General features: G+C 55.7%; 14 protein-coding genes. 5 read left to right on the top strand and 9 right to left on the bottom strand.

Annotated features, from left to right (window positions below):
- Positions 1 to 25 precede the first annotated feature (25 nt).
- Both HFP54_RS24045 and HFP54_RS24040 read right to left on the bottom strand, forming a co-directional pair.
- Positions 26 to 238: an acetyltransferase gene (locus HFP54_RS24045; RefSeq protein WP_146414896.1), complete on the bottom strand. Its 213-nt coding sequence runs from the start codon at positions 236 to 238 to the stop codon at positions 26 to 28.
- A 12-nt stretch (positions 239 to 250) separates the two neighbouring features.
- Positions 251 to 577 carry a rhodanese-like domain-containing protein gene (locus HFP54_RS24040; protein WP_168567108.1) on the bottom strand — a complete coding sequence of 109 codons (327 nt, stop codon included), beginning with the start codon at positions 575 to 577 and terminating at the stop codon, positions 251 to 253.
- Positions 578 to 763: 186 nt separating this feature from the next.
- On the opposite strand from HFP54_RS24040, the gene HFP54_RS24035 reads away from it, so the two are divergent.
- Entirely contained in the window at positions 764 to 2683 is a 1920-nt protein-coding gene (locus HFP54_RS24035; protein ID WP_168567107.1) for a transketolase, read from the top strand.
- A gap of 7 nt (positions 2684 to 2690) precedes the next feature.
- On the opposite strand, the gene HFP54_RS24030 is transcribed toward HFP54_RS24035, so the two are convergent.
- Together HFP54_RS24030 and HFP54_RS24025 are read right to left on the bottom strand one after the other, a co-directional pair.
- Complete coding sequence (locus HFP54_RS24030; protein WP_168567106.1) at positions 2691 to 3251, bottom strand: GNAT family N-acetyltransferase; 561 nt, start codon at positions 3249 to 3251, stop codon at positions 2691 to 2693.
- Positions 3248 to 3640 carry a CoA-binding protein gene (locus tag HFP54_RS24025; protein ID WP_168567155.1) on the bottom strand — a complete coding sequence of 131 codons (393 nt, stop codon included), beginning with the start codon at positions 3638 to 3640 and terminating at the stop codon, positions 3248 to 3250. Before HFP54_RS24025 ends, HFP54_RS24030 begins: the two co-directional genes overlap by 4 nt.
- A gap of 432 nt (positions 3641 to 4072) precedes the next feature.
- Between HFP54_RS24025 and HFP54_RS24020 the strand changes: the two genes are divergently transcribed.
- Positions 4073 to 5389, top strand: coding sequence for a hypothetical protein (locus tag HFP54_RS24020; RefSeq protein WP_168567105.1), 1317 nt, complete (start codon positions 4073 to 4075; stop codon positions 5387 to 5389).
- Positions 5390 to 5417: 28 nt separating this feature from the next.
- Here the strand turns inward: HFP54_RS24020 and HFP54_RS24015 are convergent, their stop codons facing one another.
- The 5 genes from HFP54_RS24015 to HFP54_RS23995 form a co-directional block, all read right to left on the bottom strand.
- Positions 5418 to 6038 (bottom strand): hypothetical protein, encoded by a 621-nt coding sequence (locus HFP54_RS24015; RefSeq protein ID WP_168567104.1) that lies wholly within the window; start codon positions 6036 to 6038, stop codon positions 5418 to 5420.
- Entirely contained in the window at positions 6035 to 6541 is a 507-nt protein-coding gene (locus HFP54_RS24010) for an RNA polymerase sigma factor (protein WP_146414890.1), read from the bottom strand. The genes HFP54_RS24015 and HFP54_RS24010 overlap by 4 nt, the downstream gene beginning before the upstream one ends.
- A 385-nt stretch (positions 6542 to 6926) precedes the next feature.
- Complete coding sequence (locus tag HFP54_RS24005; protein WP_206036376.1) at positions 6927 to 8021, bottom strand: hypothetical protein; 1095 nt, start codon at positions 8019 to 8021, stop codon at positions 6927 to 6929.
- A 78-nt stretch (positions 8022 to 8099) separates the two neighbouring features.
- Positions 8100 to 10028 carry a rhamnogalacturonan lyase gene (locus tag HFP54_RS24000; protein ID WP_168567103.1) on the bottom strand — a complete coding sequence of 643 codons (1929 nt, stop codon included), beginning with the start codon at positions 10026 to 10028 and terminating at the stop codon, positions 8100 to 8102.
- 120 nt (positions 10029 to 10148) lie between these two features.
- Positions 10149 to 12044: an FAD-dependent oxidoreductase gene (locus tag HFP54_RS23995; protein ID WP_168567102.1), complete on the bottom strand. Its 1896-nt coding sequence runs from the start codon at positions 12042 to 12044 to the stop codon at positions 10149 to 10151.
- Positions 12045 to 12538: 494 nt separating this feature from the next.
- Here HFP54_RS23995 and HFP54_RS23990 point away from each other — a divergent pair, with 494 nt between their 5' ends.
- The 3 genes from HFP54_RS23990 (at position 12539) to HFP54_RS23980 (ending at position 15920) form a co-directional block, all read left to right on the top strand.
- Complete coding sequence (locus HFP54_RS23990; RefSeq protein WP_168567101.1) at positions 12539 to 13912, top strand: hypothetical protein; 1374 nt, start codon at positions 12539 to 12541, stop codon at positions 13910 to 13912.
- 381 nt (positions 13913 to 14293) lie between these two features.
- Positions 14294 to 14725, top strand: a complete 432-nt coding sequence (locus HFP54_RS23985; protein ID WP_206036373.1) for a four-helix bundle copper-binding protein — start codon at positions 14294 to 14296, stop codon at positions 14723 to 14725.
- Between the two features lie 547 nt (positions 14726 to 15272).
- On the top strand, positions 15273 to 15920 hold the full coding sequence (locus tag HFP54_RS23980; protein WP_168567100.1) for an SOUL family heme-binding protein: 648 nt from the start codon (positions 15273 to 15275) through the stop codon (positions 15918 to 15920).
- Positions 15921 to 15961: the final 41 nt, after the last annotated feature.

The raw sequence follows: 15961 nt of genomic DNA, 5'->3' as shown, positions 1-15961 counted from the left end.
TGACCAAAACGCGATCGATCTTCGATCACGCGTCTTTCTGGTAATCCGGGTCGGTCCAACACTTCGGCAGAAGCTCATCTGAGGGGAAAACCAGATCCGATTTGCCGAATCGTTGTTCCTCTTGCTCCTCCTCTCCCGCTTGCCTTCGTCCGACGACCTCCGACATCAAGGGACTAAAGAGTTGTTCAACGCTTTGGATTTGGATCAGATCGCCGGACTTCTTTTCTTTTAAAAACATGGCTGCTCTCCTTCAAACGGCCAACGGCTGGCCAGCATCCTTCCAAGCCGCCGCACCGCCTTCGTAGTCGGCTACGTCGAAGCCGGCCTCATCGAGCAACTTCGCTGCCTTCGTCGAAGAATCGCAATCGTGACTGGCGCAGTAGACGACGACCAGCTTTTGTTTGGTCCCCGTCGCTTCCAGCACTCTGTCGGCGAAGTTGCCTTGAGCGATAGGGATATTGATCGAATCGGGGATCTTCGCTTTCTCAAAATGTTCGGCGTCAAGCGTGTTGATCAGTTCGAAGTTTTCGTTCTTGGACTTCAAGGTTTGCAGACGTTCAGTGGTTATGGTCTTCATCAGTCAGTCCTTTCGTGAGTGAAATGCGTTCACTTCTTCTCACGAAACTTCAGTGCAATCGTCATTCCATCGCACGGGCATCTGTACCTTTGGCTCCATACTTCAAGGCGCGGTGTTTGCACCAAAGATCAAACACTTGTCGTGTGAAGATCAGAACAAACGAACCGAGCAATGGAGGTGATGTCGATGAACGCCGACACCCAAGTCACAACTGAGCGAAGTCAAGAAATCTGCGACCAAATTCGCAGGTGGATTCTCCGCTGCACGACCGAAGCAGGTTCGGGCCACCCGACGTCGTCCTTGTCGGCAGTGGAATTGATGGTTGCGCTAATGTTCGACGGCACATTCCGTTTCAATTTCGAACAACCAGAGGATCCGGCCAATGATCGCCTGATCTTTTCCAAAGGCCACGCATCACCCTTGTTCTACTCGTTGTGGGCTGCCGCGGGGAAAATTGATCCGAACGAACTGATGAGCTATCGCGAGTTCGGCAGCAGGTTGGAAGGCCACCCGACTGAACGATTTCCGTTCACCGAAGCCGCGACGGGATCGCTGGGCCAAGGGCTGTCGATCGGTCTCGGGATGGCCTTGGCTGCTCGCTACCTCGACCGTTCACCGAGTCGTACGTTCGTGTTGCTTGGCGATAGTGAAATCGCCGAAGGATCACAGTGGGAAGCGATACAACTGGCCGCGCACTACAAGTTGGACAACCTGATCGGGATATTGGATGTCAATCGTTTGGGGCAGCGTGGTGAGACGATGTATGGACACGACCTGGAAGCTTATCGCGATCGGATCGAACCGTTCGGCTGGCGGTGCATTCTGGTCGATGACGGTCATGATCTTGAACAACTCGCGCAGGGCTATGCTGACGTTAACGCGGCTTCCGACCAACTCGGGCGCCCGGTCATGATGATTGCTCGTACCGTGAAGGGCAAAGGAGTCCGTTCGCTTGAAGACCAAGGCGGGCATCACGGCAAGCCAGTCGGAAAGGATGCGGTGGCAGACACGCTGGAAAGACTAGGTTCGTCCAACGACAGTATTCGCGGCGAGATCAACCGACCAGGTGCTTATCAGTGCAATCCACCGGCAATCCGTGCGTCCAAAACGATCCAGTATTCGATCGGCGACGAAGTGGCGACCCGAGACGCTTATGGAAACGCATTAAACAGGCTTGCCGCAAAGTACCCGCAGATGGTTTCGCTCGACGGCGAGGTCTGCAATTCGACCCGATCCAAGCGGTTCCGAGACGAATATCCAGATCGCTTCTTTGAGATGTTCATCGCTGAACAAAACATGGTCGGCGTCGCGACGGGCATGGCACTTTGCGGTAAAACGCCTTTCGTGTCCACCTTCGCGGCATTTCTTACGCGAGCGTTTGACCAGATTCGCATGACTCCGTACTCGGGTGCGGCTGTCAGATTCGTCGGCTCCCATTGCGGCGTCTCGATCGGACAAGACGGACCATCGCAGATGGGCCTGGAAGACATCGCCATGTTCCGTACGCTGCAGGACGCTGTTGTGCTCTATCCGTCCGACGCCGTTTCGACGGAAGCTTTGGTTGATCGCATGGCCGAGAACGATGGCATCGCTTACCTGCGAACCACGCGAGGCAAGACACCGGTCATCTACAACAATGATGAACCGTTCCAGATCGGCGGATGCAAGGTACTGAAAGAAACCGAAAACGACCAAGTGACGCTGATCGCCGCCGGCATAACTTTGCATGAATGTCTACGTGCCCATGACGCCTTGTCGAAATGCGACATATCCGCTCGCGTGATCGATCTATACAGCATCAAGCCGCTAGATCACGCGACTGTTCGCAGAGCCGCGGATGAGACGCAAGTCGTGTTCACGGTGGAAGACCATTTCCCCGAGGGCGGGCTTGGTGAAGCAATCCTGACCAGCTTGTCCGATCATTCCACGCCGGTTCACTGTCTCGCCGTCCGCAACCGACCGGTCAGCGGATCTCCGGAGCAGTTGCTCAGCGATCAAGGACTCTCCGCTGCGAAGATTGTCGAGTCCGTCGAGCGATGGCGAAACGTCTCATCAAAGAGATCGAAGCGCGACTTGGCATCTCCTGAGCGAAACGCTCTGAACTGAATTGGCATCACTCGATCCAGTGTTTCCGGTCATTCAATGCGTTGCAGCACTTGACGGTTCCTCCACAAGAATCGATGACACCGGTCTCTAGCTCGTGAACCATCCACGCACCAGCATGCTGATCAGGGATCGGGTGCGGGGCTTGAAAGCCGCGAACGCCCGCCGGCTTGAACCCAAAACGCGAATAGTAATCCGGATCGCCAAGAACGAAGACAAGATCCACCCCGTCGTCGGCGAGTCGCCGAAAACCGTCGCGAACCAGACGACCACCGATGCCCCGGCCCTGTTGTTCGTTGACAACGGCCAAGGGGGCGAGAATCTGGTGTTTCAATGGCGTTGCGGCAGGCTCCATCGTGACGGCCGTGAATAACACATGGCCGATGATTCGTTCGTCCGCTTCGGCGACCAGCGAATAGATCGGCTTTCCGGTCGCGTCATCGAACATTTGATCGACGAGCGTCGCGATCACCGGACCCTCGTCGTTGCCGAAAGCGTCAAGGTGCACCGCGAGAATTTCGTCACGATCGTGTTCGTCAGATTGTCGGATCGTGATCTGGTTTGCATTCATGACTGTCGGGCGAGCAGGACCAGGATACAGCTGCCGTCATCGATCACGTTGATACCGACTTCGCGAGCCGATTCGCTGGCCTGCTCGTGCTCCGCACCGGGTTGCATCCAAATGTGTTGCACTCCGGCCTCAATCGCGTCGGCGATGACCCGTTGAGTCACCTCAGGCGGCGTGATGATCGACAACGCCTGCGGCACAACCGGCAGGTCAGCGATCCTCGGATACACCTTGTGCCCCTCAATCTGTTCGGTCACCGGGTTCAGCGGGTACGTCCTGCGCCCTGAAGCGACGAGGGTCTTGAACACTTTGTACCCGTACTTGTGCGTCCGCGCTGATGCACCGGCGACCGCAAAGCTTTCGGCGGCAAGGAATTGTTGAATTGAATCCATCTTCATGAGTGCCTTGGGGGTTACCCGGTGTTCGGATGGTCGTGGGGTGGCGAAGAGGTATTTTGAACTCTTTTACTTCGCTGGCGAAGCCGTTCGGATCCGAAGTGTCGACTGCCTTCAGAGCCGCCCAGAATAGGCCACAAAGCTCAATCATTAAACAGAGTGATGAAGGCAGATGGCCGGGCAACCGGCTCATGAACGTCACCGGAGGGCTCTTGCTGACAAGAGTGCCAGGCAACGTCAAACCATGGTGGACGTGGCGACGAGTCTAAATCTGGAGAATCGTCACCTTGTCCACTGCAAGCCGAAATCATTCAGCTTCCTGCGTGCACTCCACGGCTATGCAGATCTGATTCCATGTCCCGGCCCGCTGACTTGAACTAAGTAAGGCCGAAGGTCGTCTAAATTTTCATCAAGTAGAATTGAGCCTTCTTGAAATGGTGGTGTGGCATGGGGAATCAGTGGGGAAAGCAGATGAGCGTCGCCAACAAGCTCGTGTTGATTACGGTAGTGCTATCTTGCTCGGTTGCGTCGGCGGACCTGTACACCGGACACGTTGCGTCCTTGGAATGGAAAACCCACTCCGCTGATTCTGTACTGCTTGTCACCGTTGAATCGACCTCGCCGGATGAAACCACGACGAAGCTGGTCGATGTCTTCACAAGGGATGGCAGTGAAGTTTCCGACGCCGATTCCATCGCCAAGTCCTGGAAACGCCCAATCCGTTACGTCTACCAGCATGATTGGAAGCCTGATGGGGAGTGGCTGTTGTTCGTGCGTCGCTGGAACACAGGCGAACCAACGATTGACCATACCGTGTTTCTGCATGCTCCCCGTCTAGGTTCTTCTTTCTGTGCGGTCACGGCGAAGGGCGAGATTCTCGAGGACAGGAAACGCATCTTGAACGTGGTGAAAAACCGCTTGGCCAACGGCAGACGAATGACTGCGGCGCAACGAAGTGCACGACGAATGGTGGACAAAGGCAGGCTTCCCGTGGGACATCCGAGCCCCAGCAGCGGAATGCCAGAGGACATCGCGCCGTGGCTTGGCGGTTTTCAAATCCCGGCTGATATTTGGATTTGGGACGATCTGAATGACGAACGCTCATTCAACGAAAGCTTGTGGGTCGACGGAATCACGGTTCCCGCCGACAAAACGTACCGCAAAGCACTGTTCGATTACTGGATCAACTTCATCGGCGAGCCGGACGAGGAGAAACGGAGGGTGACCCCCGGCTACCCGCTTCTGGCACTGATCAACTATCCCGGCGAGCCAACGGAACGGCTTCTGGAACGCATCCAGACGGTTCATCATTTGGAATTTGATGTCCGATCTGCTCTGCAGTATTTACGATTCTATGAACCGGAGGTCGACCCACAGGACCGACGCTTGATGGGCAGCTGGGTACTGAATTCGGCCCGCCAACAAGTCCAGTACGACCTGTTGGACCATCACGAGTTGATTGTTCACCGCCGTCCCGTGCCCTTCCCCAATCCCAGTAAGCACGAACGCGAATGGATTGCCAAGGGGCGTTGGAATCTTCATCACGGCAGACTGCGTTTTTTGGGGACGAGTCTCCGTGTTGGATCTAGCGGTCGCTTCCGCAAGCAAAGTTCCCCGGGACTGTTGTATTACCATCCACGGATCAAGCATCTATCGAAAGACACGATCACCTTCGACGATGGCGTCAAGCTGAAACGTGTCGATGAGCCGATTGAAATTTCGAAGGACCAGATGTCCGAGAGGTAGGTGCGACCGAACGGAGATCGCCTTGCATCTACTCCTGACCAATCAACTTGTCACGGACGCCGACCAGGCTCGATCTGAGCGACCCGATCACACTTCGCTTCTCCCACCACATGGCGACGTAACAAACGGCCATCGCAAGAACAAAGGATAAACCAATTGCGATTGCGTTTTTGCCGGTCAAGTCATCGAAACGAAACTCGGTCCTTGCGAGATTGAGCACCATGATGATCGCCAGTGGGCCACCGAACCAATAGGGAAAACGCTGGAACCGAATTCGCTTGTAATCGATCTGGAAAATCGCCTTATTCAAATCACCCAAAATGCTTTCCGGAAACGCAGATTCTTGCTTCTGGCGTTTCCTGCGAACACGAACGAGTCCGACGGAAGCAATGATCGCGACGACCGGCATTGCCACCACGGTAAAGATGTCCAATCCATCCAAATGGTTTGATGTCACCATTCGTTTGATCGATGACATGATCGCGACAAACAGCAGAACACCGATGTGAACAAAGTCGAAAACGTCCGTCATGGTCTGGACCGATTCCGTCTGCCCCTTGATCGAAGCGTTCACCGCGTCGGCATCGAGGACGTACATCGGCTTGTCGTCTTGTGAGTCCCACACCACTTTTAGATCGTCCAAGTTCATCTTTGGCTCTCGCGTTGAAGGGCTTCGGAAAGCTTTTGTTTGATACGGTTCAGCTTCACACCGACATGGGTGGATGTGATGCCAAGCGTGCCTGCGATTTCCTGATACGGGCGATCATCCAGCCACATGAGTGCGATGGATCGATCAATTTCATCGAGCTTATTGATCTGGTCATAGATCCATTCCAACCTGGTATCGCTTGGTTGGTCGTCAAGCTGAATCAGGTGCTTGGCAACTGCTGGATCGTTCGTATTGAATCGCTGTTTCGCGTCGCGTTTTGACCACGCGATCGCGGAGTACAGCCCGACTCGGTAGAGCCAGGTCGAAACCGCGGACTGTCCTTTGAAACCAGGGACCGATCTCCAGACCTGAACCAACAATTCCTGCATGAGGTCTTCTTGATCATGGCGATCGCGGGAATACGAACGCACGATCTTGAATAACAAACCGCGATGCTGTCGGACCCAGTCGTCGAAGATCTCGGTTTGTTCCTGGATATTCATGCAAACTTGCTGGTCAATGGGCCGGGCGATTTCAGTAGATAGTGCGTGCTTCGACCTCGTTCCTTACAGAAAGTCCGCGATTTTCTTCAAAAGCCATCCTCACGCTTACTTTGCGGATGGCGTTGATGATTCCATCAGCGGTTCAGCCGCATGTCCGCTGAAGCTGTTCTCGGTTGCTAAGCCGTGCAGGCGTTCGATAGCGGAAAGTTCCGGCACGTCAGAAATTTGACTTTCACGTGATAGAAAGCCGAGGCCGCCGGCGGGGCTGTGTTGGGCAACGTGAGGAGTTCCAGGGGGCGGAAAAATGGGCTGCTGGGACTCGTTGCCTTGTCAACGATGTCTTTGGTCTCTGCCCAGGTTGTCGGGCGTTGTGCGTGCTGAAGGGCTACATCAGATAACGCAACTTGTCGTGGGCAACGGTCTCCTTTTCCGGAAAGTCGACTGGTTCGACGAGTTCGTGAAAACCAAACATTGTCTTGACACGATGTGTAAGCAACGCTCGGTCGTAGGGGATTTCGCCGGACGTCCAATAGGCCGCGTTGTACGGAGTGAACCTTGACACCGCTAAGGGGCCTTTTTCGTCGGCCACGTTGGGAAGGCTTCTCCAAAGACGCAAGTGTTGTCGATGGGAGCGAATCGCACGCGAAGCCAAGTCGCCGTAGCCGCAGTCATTCAGATCGCTGATTGCGGCGGCATGGTTGATGATGTGAACCAATCCGCCAAAGCCGACGCGATGGACCGTCGGGTCTTGGTGAATGACTTCGTCAAGCACCGCATCCACCATCCCCGGGATGTCGTCAAAAACGGGCGTTCCATCGTTGTCAGGCAACTTGATTTTGTGTCCGTAGATTCGCCCTTTCTGTTTTCCGTAGTAGCCGTTGCCCGGCGTCTGTCCTTCGAACAACGCCATCAATTTGCAGATTCCGTCGACGATCGACGGAGTGGCATATTCCGGATGATCTTTGAGGGCTCGGATTGCGAAGGAACCAAAAATGACGTTGTGCCCGGATTGACGCGGTTGGTCGATGCTCTTGGCTAGTGCCTCGGCGATGCCATCGATCAGCGTCTCGTCGGCTGCCTGTTTCGGAAAAGGCATAAACAACTCGGCATCCGTCAGCCTTGCATTCCGTGACATCCTTTTTCCGAAGACTGATCCACCGTCATGAACCCGCTGCAAATCATCATGGATCCCGTCGTAAACCTGTGGGGCCAGATTGGGGCGTTGCCGGCGGATGTAGTACCCCGCAATCATCGACGCCCCCAAGTGGCCCGCCATCGAACTCATGTGATGCGCCCGCGCGAGTGCATTGAGTCCCCGTCGCAGGTAGGCTTCGTCGGCGGATGGCGTCGGCTGAACCAGGTCTTCGTTGGCTTGCGTGCGTACGCTGCAGGCCGTCAAAAGCCCCATGGCAGCGGACGTTCCAGCCAGTAGTTCGATGAAGGTTCTTCGCGACGTCGCTGTTCGTGTTTGGTTGACCATGATCTCTCGGTCTTCACGGGTGCGTGGTTTTCAGAGCGGATGATGTTGATTCAGCAGAGCTTTTGAATACTGAACGATTCATTTGGGCTTCGAATGATCGACCGCGCCGATGAAGTCACGCGTGTGTGGCGGCTGATTGTATCCAACGTTCTGCCAAGCGACGCCGAGTCGATACTGACGGTCTTGCATCAAAGTGACCTGGCGGTGCTGTGTTGGGATGGTTGAAACGTAGATTCGCAGGGCTTGATTGTCTGCGGAACGGGCGACCAACTCTTCCCGCCAGTCACCGATCAGATCGGCGGCCAAGCAGGGATTGTTCTTCGAACCGTTGTTCGCGACGACGCCAGCCCGCGGTCCGTCGAACAGGAGTCTCTGCTCGTGGGCCAAATGATCCCACTTTTCGATTCGAACTCCATCCAGCAGTTCCCGTAGCCTGTCTCCGTCCCACCAGATGGCCATGTTGGTCGACCGTGGCGCTGGCCCGATCACTTTGCCATTGGCCGTCCAAAGATCTCGAGACCCATCCCACAGTTCTGCGCCGGGATAACGTGGGTCAATATCCGCTGCCATACCTCTGGCCACATCACGACCGCGTCGTCCAACGAAAAGAATTCGGCCGGTTTCGGCATCTCTCAACTCGGACCCGATAAAGTCTGGTTCGGGGCGATTGCTTTCGTGAATGCTCCAAGTCTCAAGGCCAGGTCTCCGTGGATCAAGGTCTCCTGTGTGCTGAGCATCTCCGTGACCGAGATTCGTTGAGTAAAGCCCCGTGCCATCGTCGTCGACCACCATCGATCCAAACACGATCTCGTCGCGTCCGTCGTTGTCGACATCGGCTACCGAAATGCTGTGGTTCCCCTGTCGCGCCCAAGGATTGCGGTGGCCATCGAAATTGACTTCGTCGCTGTCGAACAGCCAGCGTTTCTGAATTTGACCGTCGCGAAAATCCCAAGCGGCGATGACTGTTCTTGTGTAGTAGCCCCGGGACATCACGATGCTCGGGTGTTTGCCATCCAAGAATGCGACCGCCGCAAGAAAGCGATCCATTCGATTGCCATAGTCATCGCCCCAAATCTGCTGTTGCAGTTCCCGTGATGGGTTGTCGTTGTCGGGAGCACGTTGGGGAAGATAGGTCACTGTATCCAATGCAGCGCCGGTGCGTCCATCAAAAACGGTCATGTATTCAGGACCCGAGAGGATCTTGCCCACGTCTCCCGGCAGGCGACGTCGGTGTGTCGAACCTTCGCCGTCACGCAAAGCGACCGGCAATGGCACTCGCCAATCAGCTGATGGGTCACCGATCGCCTGCCCACGCCCATCCACCGTTCCATCACTTGTTCGACAAACGAATTCAGCGTGACCGTCCCCATCAAAATCAAACACTAGAAACGGATTGTAATGTGCGCCCTCGCGGACGTTTTTGCCAAGATTGATCTGCCACAATCTTTGACCATCCAAGGTGTACGCATGAAACAATGGTGGGTCGGTCATTCCACCGCGAGAGTTGTCATGGCCGCGACCGGCGACGTGAACCACCAACTCATAACGGCCGTCACCATCGAGGTCGCCGGCCGACGCGTCGTTGGCGTGATAGCCAGATGGAATCTCCGTCGGGATTTCCAGGTAGCCGAACGGCGCATGGTCAAGATCGATGGATACTTGGTTTTTGGCTTGCGGTTCTGTGATTCCCCCAGGTGCGCTCGTGCGGGTGATGCCGTAGGTGACCTTTCCCGATGCAGGAGGTGCTGCGTCCAGAAAGTGGGTCGACCCACGCAGCGGTTGGTCATTCAGTTTCTTCACTTTGTCGGTGCCGACCCCACGCCACAAATCGAATGCAACGTCAGAGGCGTCATCGAAAAGCAAACGCCAACTGAGAAAAACGCCTTGATCGGTCTGAATTGCTACCAAGCCTCGGTCAAGATCCTCCCAGTCAAGTGGCTGTCCATAAGCCGGGTTCAGGACGCAGATCGCAACGAAAAGTGTCAAGAGCTGTAAGTGTCGTTGCATCGTCGGATGCTCGCTGAAAAATGGTGTGTCGATTGTTGCGTGGCGTTTGTTCGGCTTTGGAACGGAGACGGCCGCAACCGATCGCGGTCTCCGGCGCCATCACGTCACGCAATCGATTGGTCACTGTCTTGCGGTCTTTGCAGAGGTCTGGCCCATATTCAGAGTCAAACGCAACCATTCACCTCGCGTGACCGAATCGGTAACGACAGAGACTTTGATGCCGCGACGCTTGGCCAGCGACTCCCATCGTTGGCGTGTTTGGCGACTGAGTGTTTCGTCCAAACGAGCCGTGTGTCCCGGGAATGCTTCGTAGTATTGTCCAATGATGTTGTCGCCTCGCGTGCCGCACGTGTCCGCCGGCTGCGGCGAATGATCGTCGTGGTGAAAGCCACCGATCGATCCCCACGCTTGAACGATTCCAAAATTTTCGTCGTCCTCGCGTACATCGCTGATGTATATCGTTGCCGCTTTGCTGCGATGGAGTTGTTTCCGAACGGTCACCGCATCGATCGTCGTTGCCGCCACGTTTCGATCGACAGCAATTCGCGTTGCCACGCCGGCAGCTTGTCCAAGCGACATCCAGATCGGTTCTAAACGCAACGCACAAAAGCCGACGTGCGAAGCGCTGCAGGCAACGGGCACCAAAAGGTTGTCCAGTTCACGTGGCTGCAAAACGCCGATAGGAATCTGATATGGCGGGCATCGTTTATAAAATTCACCGCGGTGGCGGCCGCCGATTCGCGGACCGTCGTGATCGGTTCCGTGACAGTTCGGTCCGTAGTCGCCCATTGCGATGGCATCCGATTGAAATTTTGCCCGCAAACCACTCCCGCACTGGACATCTTTTTCGGTGAAGATATAGCGGCCGACCATCCGCCGGCCTTCCCGAACGTACAGTTGATCCGGAATGCCATTCGTTTCAGTAAATTCATCCGCGCACAGCTTGAACTGATTCGCTTGCCTGCGAAAGAAATCAGGAACCGCGACATCATTCTGGACGAAATACAGCAAGCCGATTTGATGACGCAGGTGTTCGTCGAACAATCGATCGCGTTCGGCCCGATTGTCTGCCGGCCAAGTGTCACTGATCTGCGGTAACGACAGGCGGACGCGGCCGTTGGAAACATCGTTGACGTCGTACTTGGCATTTGGCAGTGGTGGTTCCTGGGCTTTGAAGATTGCAGCCGGATCACCGCTAGCCATGCAAAACGGTTTGTCGATGCGGCCGGATTGAATCAGATCCAGAAGCGGCGTGAAGTCGTTTCGATCGTAGCCTTTCGGCCTTGGCGTTTCGATCTGGTTTTTGGCGTCGTTGGTGACAACCAATCGAAAGTTGTATCCCTGCACCGATTCGGTCGCCTGTTGGGGCGCCAACGATTCGCCGTACGTATCCGTTGCTTCCTGACCGACATCAAAAGCGCAGCCCGATGCCGCCATCAAATCACCCTCGTAACTTGCGTCGATCCAGTGACGGGCGTGGATTCGAAGGTCCCTGCCTTCGCTGGACCGTATCTGGACGAAGGACAGTCGTCTGGACGATCGATCCGTCGTCGCCGAATGCAACGATGTCTGCGTCATGACCTGGATGTTCGGGCTTTCGTTTAGCCAGCCTTCAAACGTCTGGCGGTTGACGGATGGTTCCGCATGGGTGCCGCGAAAGTTGCCCAGGGCCTGTGCCGAATTTGCGCCGTACCGGTCACGATAAAACTTGCGAATTCGCTTTGTTAGCTCGAGATAGCTGCCGGTAAGGCCCTCGAATGTTCGGAAGTCTGCGTGGCAGAGACCGTTGCTGAGCATTCCGCCGACATAGCGATTGGGTTCGACAATCAATACCGTTGCACCATCGCGACCAGATTCAACCGCCGCCGCGATCCCCGCCGGCGTGCCCCCGTAGACAACAACGTCATAGGATTTGTCGGCTGCGTTTGCTTGATACGCTGGCGGAGTCATGCAGACCAGAGAGCAAAAGCAGGCGAGTCGGAATACGTGAGACAGCGAGAGATGTTGCGCGTTCATCGGCTCTGTTGCAGAGGTCTGTGCGGATCATTGTTCGGACCGCACATGATAAGCCTTGCCCAATTTGTCGTGTTGATCCTCGGCGTGGATGAAGTAGTGGATGTGCGCGTTTCACATGATCATGACATCATCGGCGAACGATGGCCGGTCCCCGTGATGTGACTGGCAATGCGGGGCATCGGTGATCGCTCATCAGGATCACGTCTGCTTCGGCGGTGTGCTGGCGCTGCCGACAACCTCTAGATCTTTCGATTTCGTTAAAGTGCTTCAACGTCGTCTACCTCGCGACACCGGAATACCCGTATGGCTGCGGGAAATCGGCTCGGGTGAGCGAATGACCGATTGCAGCGTGATGAGCATGCACAATGGGATTCGCCAGCCATTGGGGTTTCCATCTGTCGGTACTTGCTTTTGTCGGTGGGCCGAATGCGGGTGCGATACAATTGAAGGCTGCACGTTTACAAACGCTTGGGCCGGGGTGATGGATTTGTCAGATGCACGACGTCAGATGCTGGGTCGCGGTTATCACTTTTGCGGGGATGCTAGTGACCGGGACCGCTCAGGAACCAACGCCCGAGTCGATATATGAGACGCGTTTGAAGCCGATTTTTGATTCGCCCAACCCATCAAGCTGCGTCCAGTGCCATCTTTCCGCCGTCGACTTGAAGGACTACATCCTTCCCTCCAGTCGTGAAACGTTTTTGTCGCTGCGAGAACAAGGACTGATCGACACCGAACGCCCCAGTGAATCCAAAATCCTGCACCTGATTTCCATGGGCGATTCTGATCCCGATGCACTAGCCCGGCGGATTCACGCAAAGAATCGCAAGGCGGAGTACGACGCCTTTTCCTATTGGATTGTCGCTTGTTGTCAGGACCAGGATCTGCTTTCGGCCCGCCCGTCCGCAGGCAATCAGAAGGCAGGGCCAAGTCATTCAGATGATTTGATTCGCCACACACGAAAAGATCGTGTTCTGGATTCATTCGTCAGAAATGTCTGGTCCCAGCGGATGCGATGTTTCCCCTGCCACACGCCGGGCGAATTGGACGCGGACAATCCGATGCATCAAAAGCCCATCGAAAGGCATCGAGACTTCGTCAAGCAGTACGGAGCACGCATGAACCTCTTCAAGGAGACGCCGTGGGAGACGATGCGTTCGTTGGTTGCCAGCAGCCGGATCGTTGGAAGCGAACAGAAACGCAAAGGCACGGTTCTGCCGTTGATCAATCTTAAGAATCCCACCTTGAGCTTGTTGATCCAAAAGCCAACAGCAAAACTTCCGCCGAAGACCTCGGAAGGAAAAATCGGCGAACCGTCTTCGCAAATTCCGGTGTCACACATGGGCGGTATCAAGATGCACAAAGGCGATCAGTCATACAAGGCTTGGTTGCATTGGCTGGAGGATTACGCAGCTTCCGTTTCGGGTGGCTACGAGTCCGACGATGAACTTCCCGAGGACAATTGGTATCCGACCCAGCACGTTGTACGTATCAAAGGCGTTCCAGAATCGTGGCCAAATCTGGCAACCGTTCAAGTGTTCGTGCACCGTTGGGACGAGAAGACCGATCGTTGGGCGGATGAACCCATCGCATTCACTCAGTCACTGGTCACGCCGCGCAAAATCGTCAACGGATCACTCTTCGTCTTGGCAAAGTCCGAACAACGCGACCAGCTGGATCCAGCCGGTGTCACGCTTGAACCGAGCAAGGTGCAAATACGTCTTTTTCTTGATCACGACAACACGCTCGCCGAATCGCCTACCCGCCTGCTGAACAATCGCGACCCTGATGCCACATCTGTGTTCGATGCGGTGTTTGGAATCGGATTCAAGAATGCGGATGTAATCGAGACGCTTGAGATTCCGTAGCCGTTTCGCTTTCAGGTCGGTGTCGATTCAAAACGCTTGCGCATCTGCGCCGGGCCGGCCGGTTTCGGGGGTTTCCGCGGGAAGAGTGATCGCGATCGGTTCATGCGCCACGGATCCCGACTGCGTCCGACAGGGCGCGACGTTTGATTGTTGGATTTTCGTTCTCTTTGGAGGATGTGGTTTCGAAATTGCCGCGCCGTCGGGCATCGGCTCCTTCGTGCCAGGCGCCGAATCACCCGCGGTCCGACAGGCATGAAGTTTGCAGCTTGTCGCGATCTGGCGCAAGCCAGATTTTCTGCGTCTGGAGGATCGCCCGCTTGCGATGCCCGATCGGCGTCGTGTGCGATGCACCAGACCCACTGTTCCCCGAAGGAGCCTGACATGGACCGACGAAGCGTGATTTCCGCCCTTGCCGCTGCACCCGCCGCCGTGATGGCCTCAACCGCAGTGCGAGCCGATGATCAGCAACACAGTCATTCGCACACCGACGGATTGGATCTCCGCTGCGCGTTGACTTGCAGCGACTGCGTCGCGCACTGCGAAAACTGTGTTGCGGCATGCCTGGAAGCTCTGGCTGATGGCATGGACGACATGATGGATTGCATCAAGATCTGCCAGGACTGTGCCGACATCTGCCGAGCGTGCGCGGCCAGCGATGCACGTGGCGGTCCGATGTCCGCATCGATCATGAAGCTGTGCATCGAAAGTTGTCAAAGGTGTGTCGCCGAGTGCGAAAAGCACGACCATCCCGAATGCCAGGCTTGTGCGAAAGCGTGTCGGGCATGCATCGAAGCGTGCCAGGCAGAGCAGTGATCGTTGCTAAGTAGGCGGATAGATTCTTCTAAGTTCAGTAACCCGACGCGTAGGTTTTGAAGTCGCGTTTTTCTGGTAACCCGACGCTTGAGCGAGGGAAAGAAATGCTGTTGGCATCGATTCGCTCACGCTTCGGTTACCGAAAAGAAGGAGGCCGCGGGTAGTATCGCAACTTCAAAACGCGAAAGCGAGGAACGAACCGGCGAAGAACGCGGTCTCTCGCCGATGCGTCGGGTTGTCATTTGTCGCAAAAATTCTGTCCGCTTGCTTAACGCGATATAGCCCCCGCAGCATGAACCGCGTCACCTCCCGCCGGCCTACTTCAAGATTTGCCTGCCCAGTCGACGCGATCGACAACGTGGGGCGTTGAACGGGCGTGTATCCAACGGATGTATCTTGCCGCCGGTAGTGGTGCTTTGCGGTCTCGAATGACTCTTCCATGTCCGGTTCCGACCGGGGCATCGTTGCCCATTGTCAGACGCGAAACGGTGTCTGCTTCCCAAGCACCTAGAATGCGACAACGGACATTCAATTAAGGGTTTGAGGTATGACACGCAAAATGTTTCATCTGGGGGTGCTCGTGGGGGCCGCTGTGCTCGGGACCGCCGCGTGGACGATGACGGCGAGAGCCGGATACGAGTCAGCGGAGTACAAGGTCGTTGAAACCGATGGCGATATCGAAATCCGCGAATACCCCGATCTGATGCTGGCGGCGACAAGCTCGAAGCTGGATTCGCAGGGGCGGGATGGCAGTTTCATGCGGCTGTTTCGATACATCAGCGGCAACAACGAAAGCGACCAAAAGATCGCGATGACGACGCCGGTTTTCATGGAGGGCGATAGCGGCTTGTCGGACGTTTCGATGGGTTTTGTGATGCCCAAGGAAGTTGCGGTCAAAGGTGTGCCGGATCCCAAGAGCGACGGGGTCGAGATCCGCCGACGTGAAGGCGGCCGCTTTGCCGTCATTCGATTTTCAGGGCGGATGGATTCGAAACTCGCAAAGAAGCAAGAGGCACGGTTGCGGGATTGGATGAAGTCCCGTGGGCTTGAGGGAGAAACGACTGCGGAAGCCGCTGGGTACGATCCGCCGTTCACGCCAGGGCCGCTTGGCCGAAACGAGATCCTGATCCGGTTAAAGCAATCCAGCGACGAAACGCCTTCGGTGGACGGGTCGATGCGACATGGGGACCTGTGAAGTCAATTGATTTTCTTCGGTTGAATCCCTGCTTCTTTCAA

The organism is Crateriforma spongiae (assembly GCF_012290005.1).
Lineage (GTDB): Bacteria > Planctomycetota > Planctomycetia > Pirellulales > Pirellulaceae > Crateriforma > Crateriforma spongiae.
The sequence above is the reverse complement of the archived record's forward strand: the minus strand, read 5'-3'. Positions and strand labels throughout refer to the sequence as shown.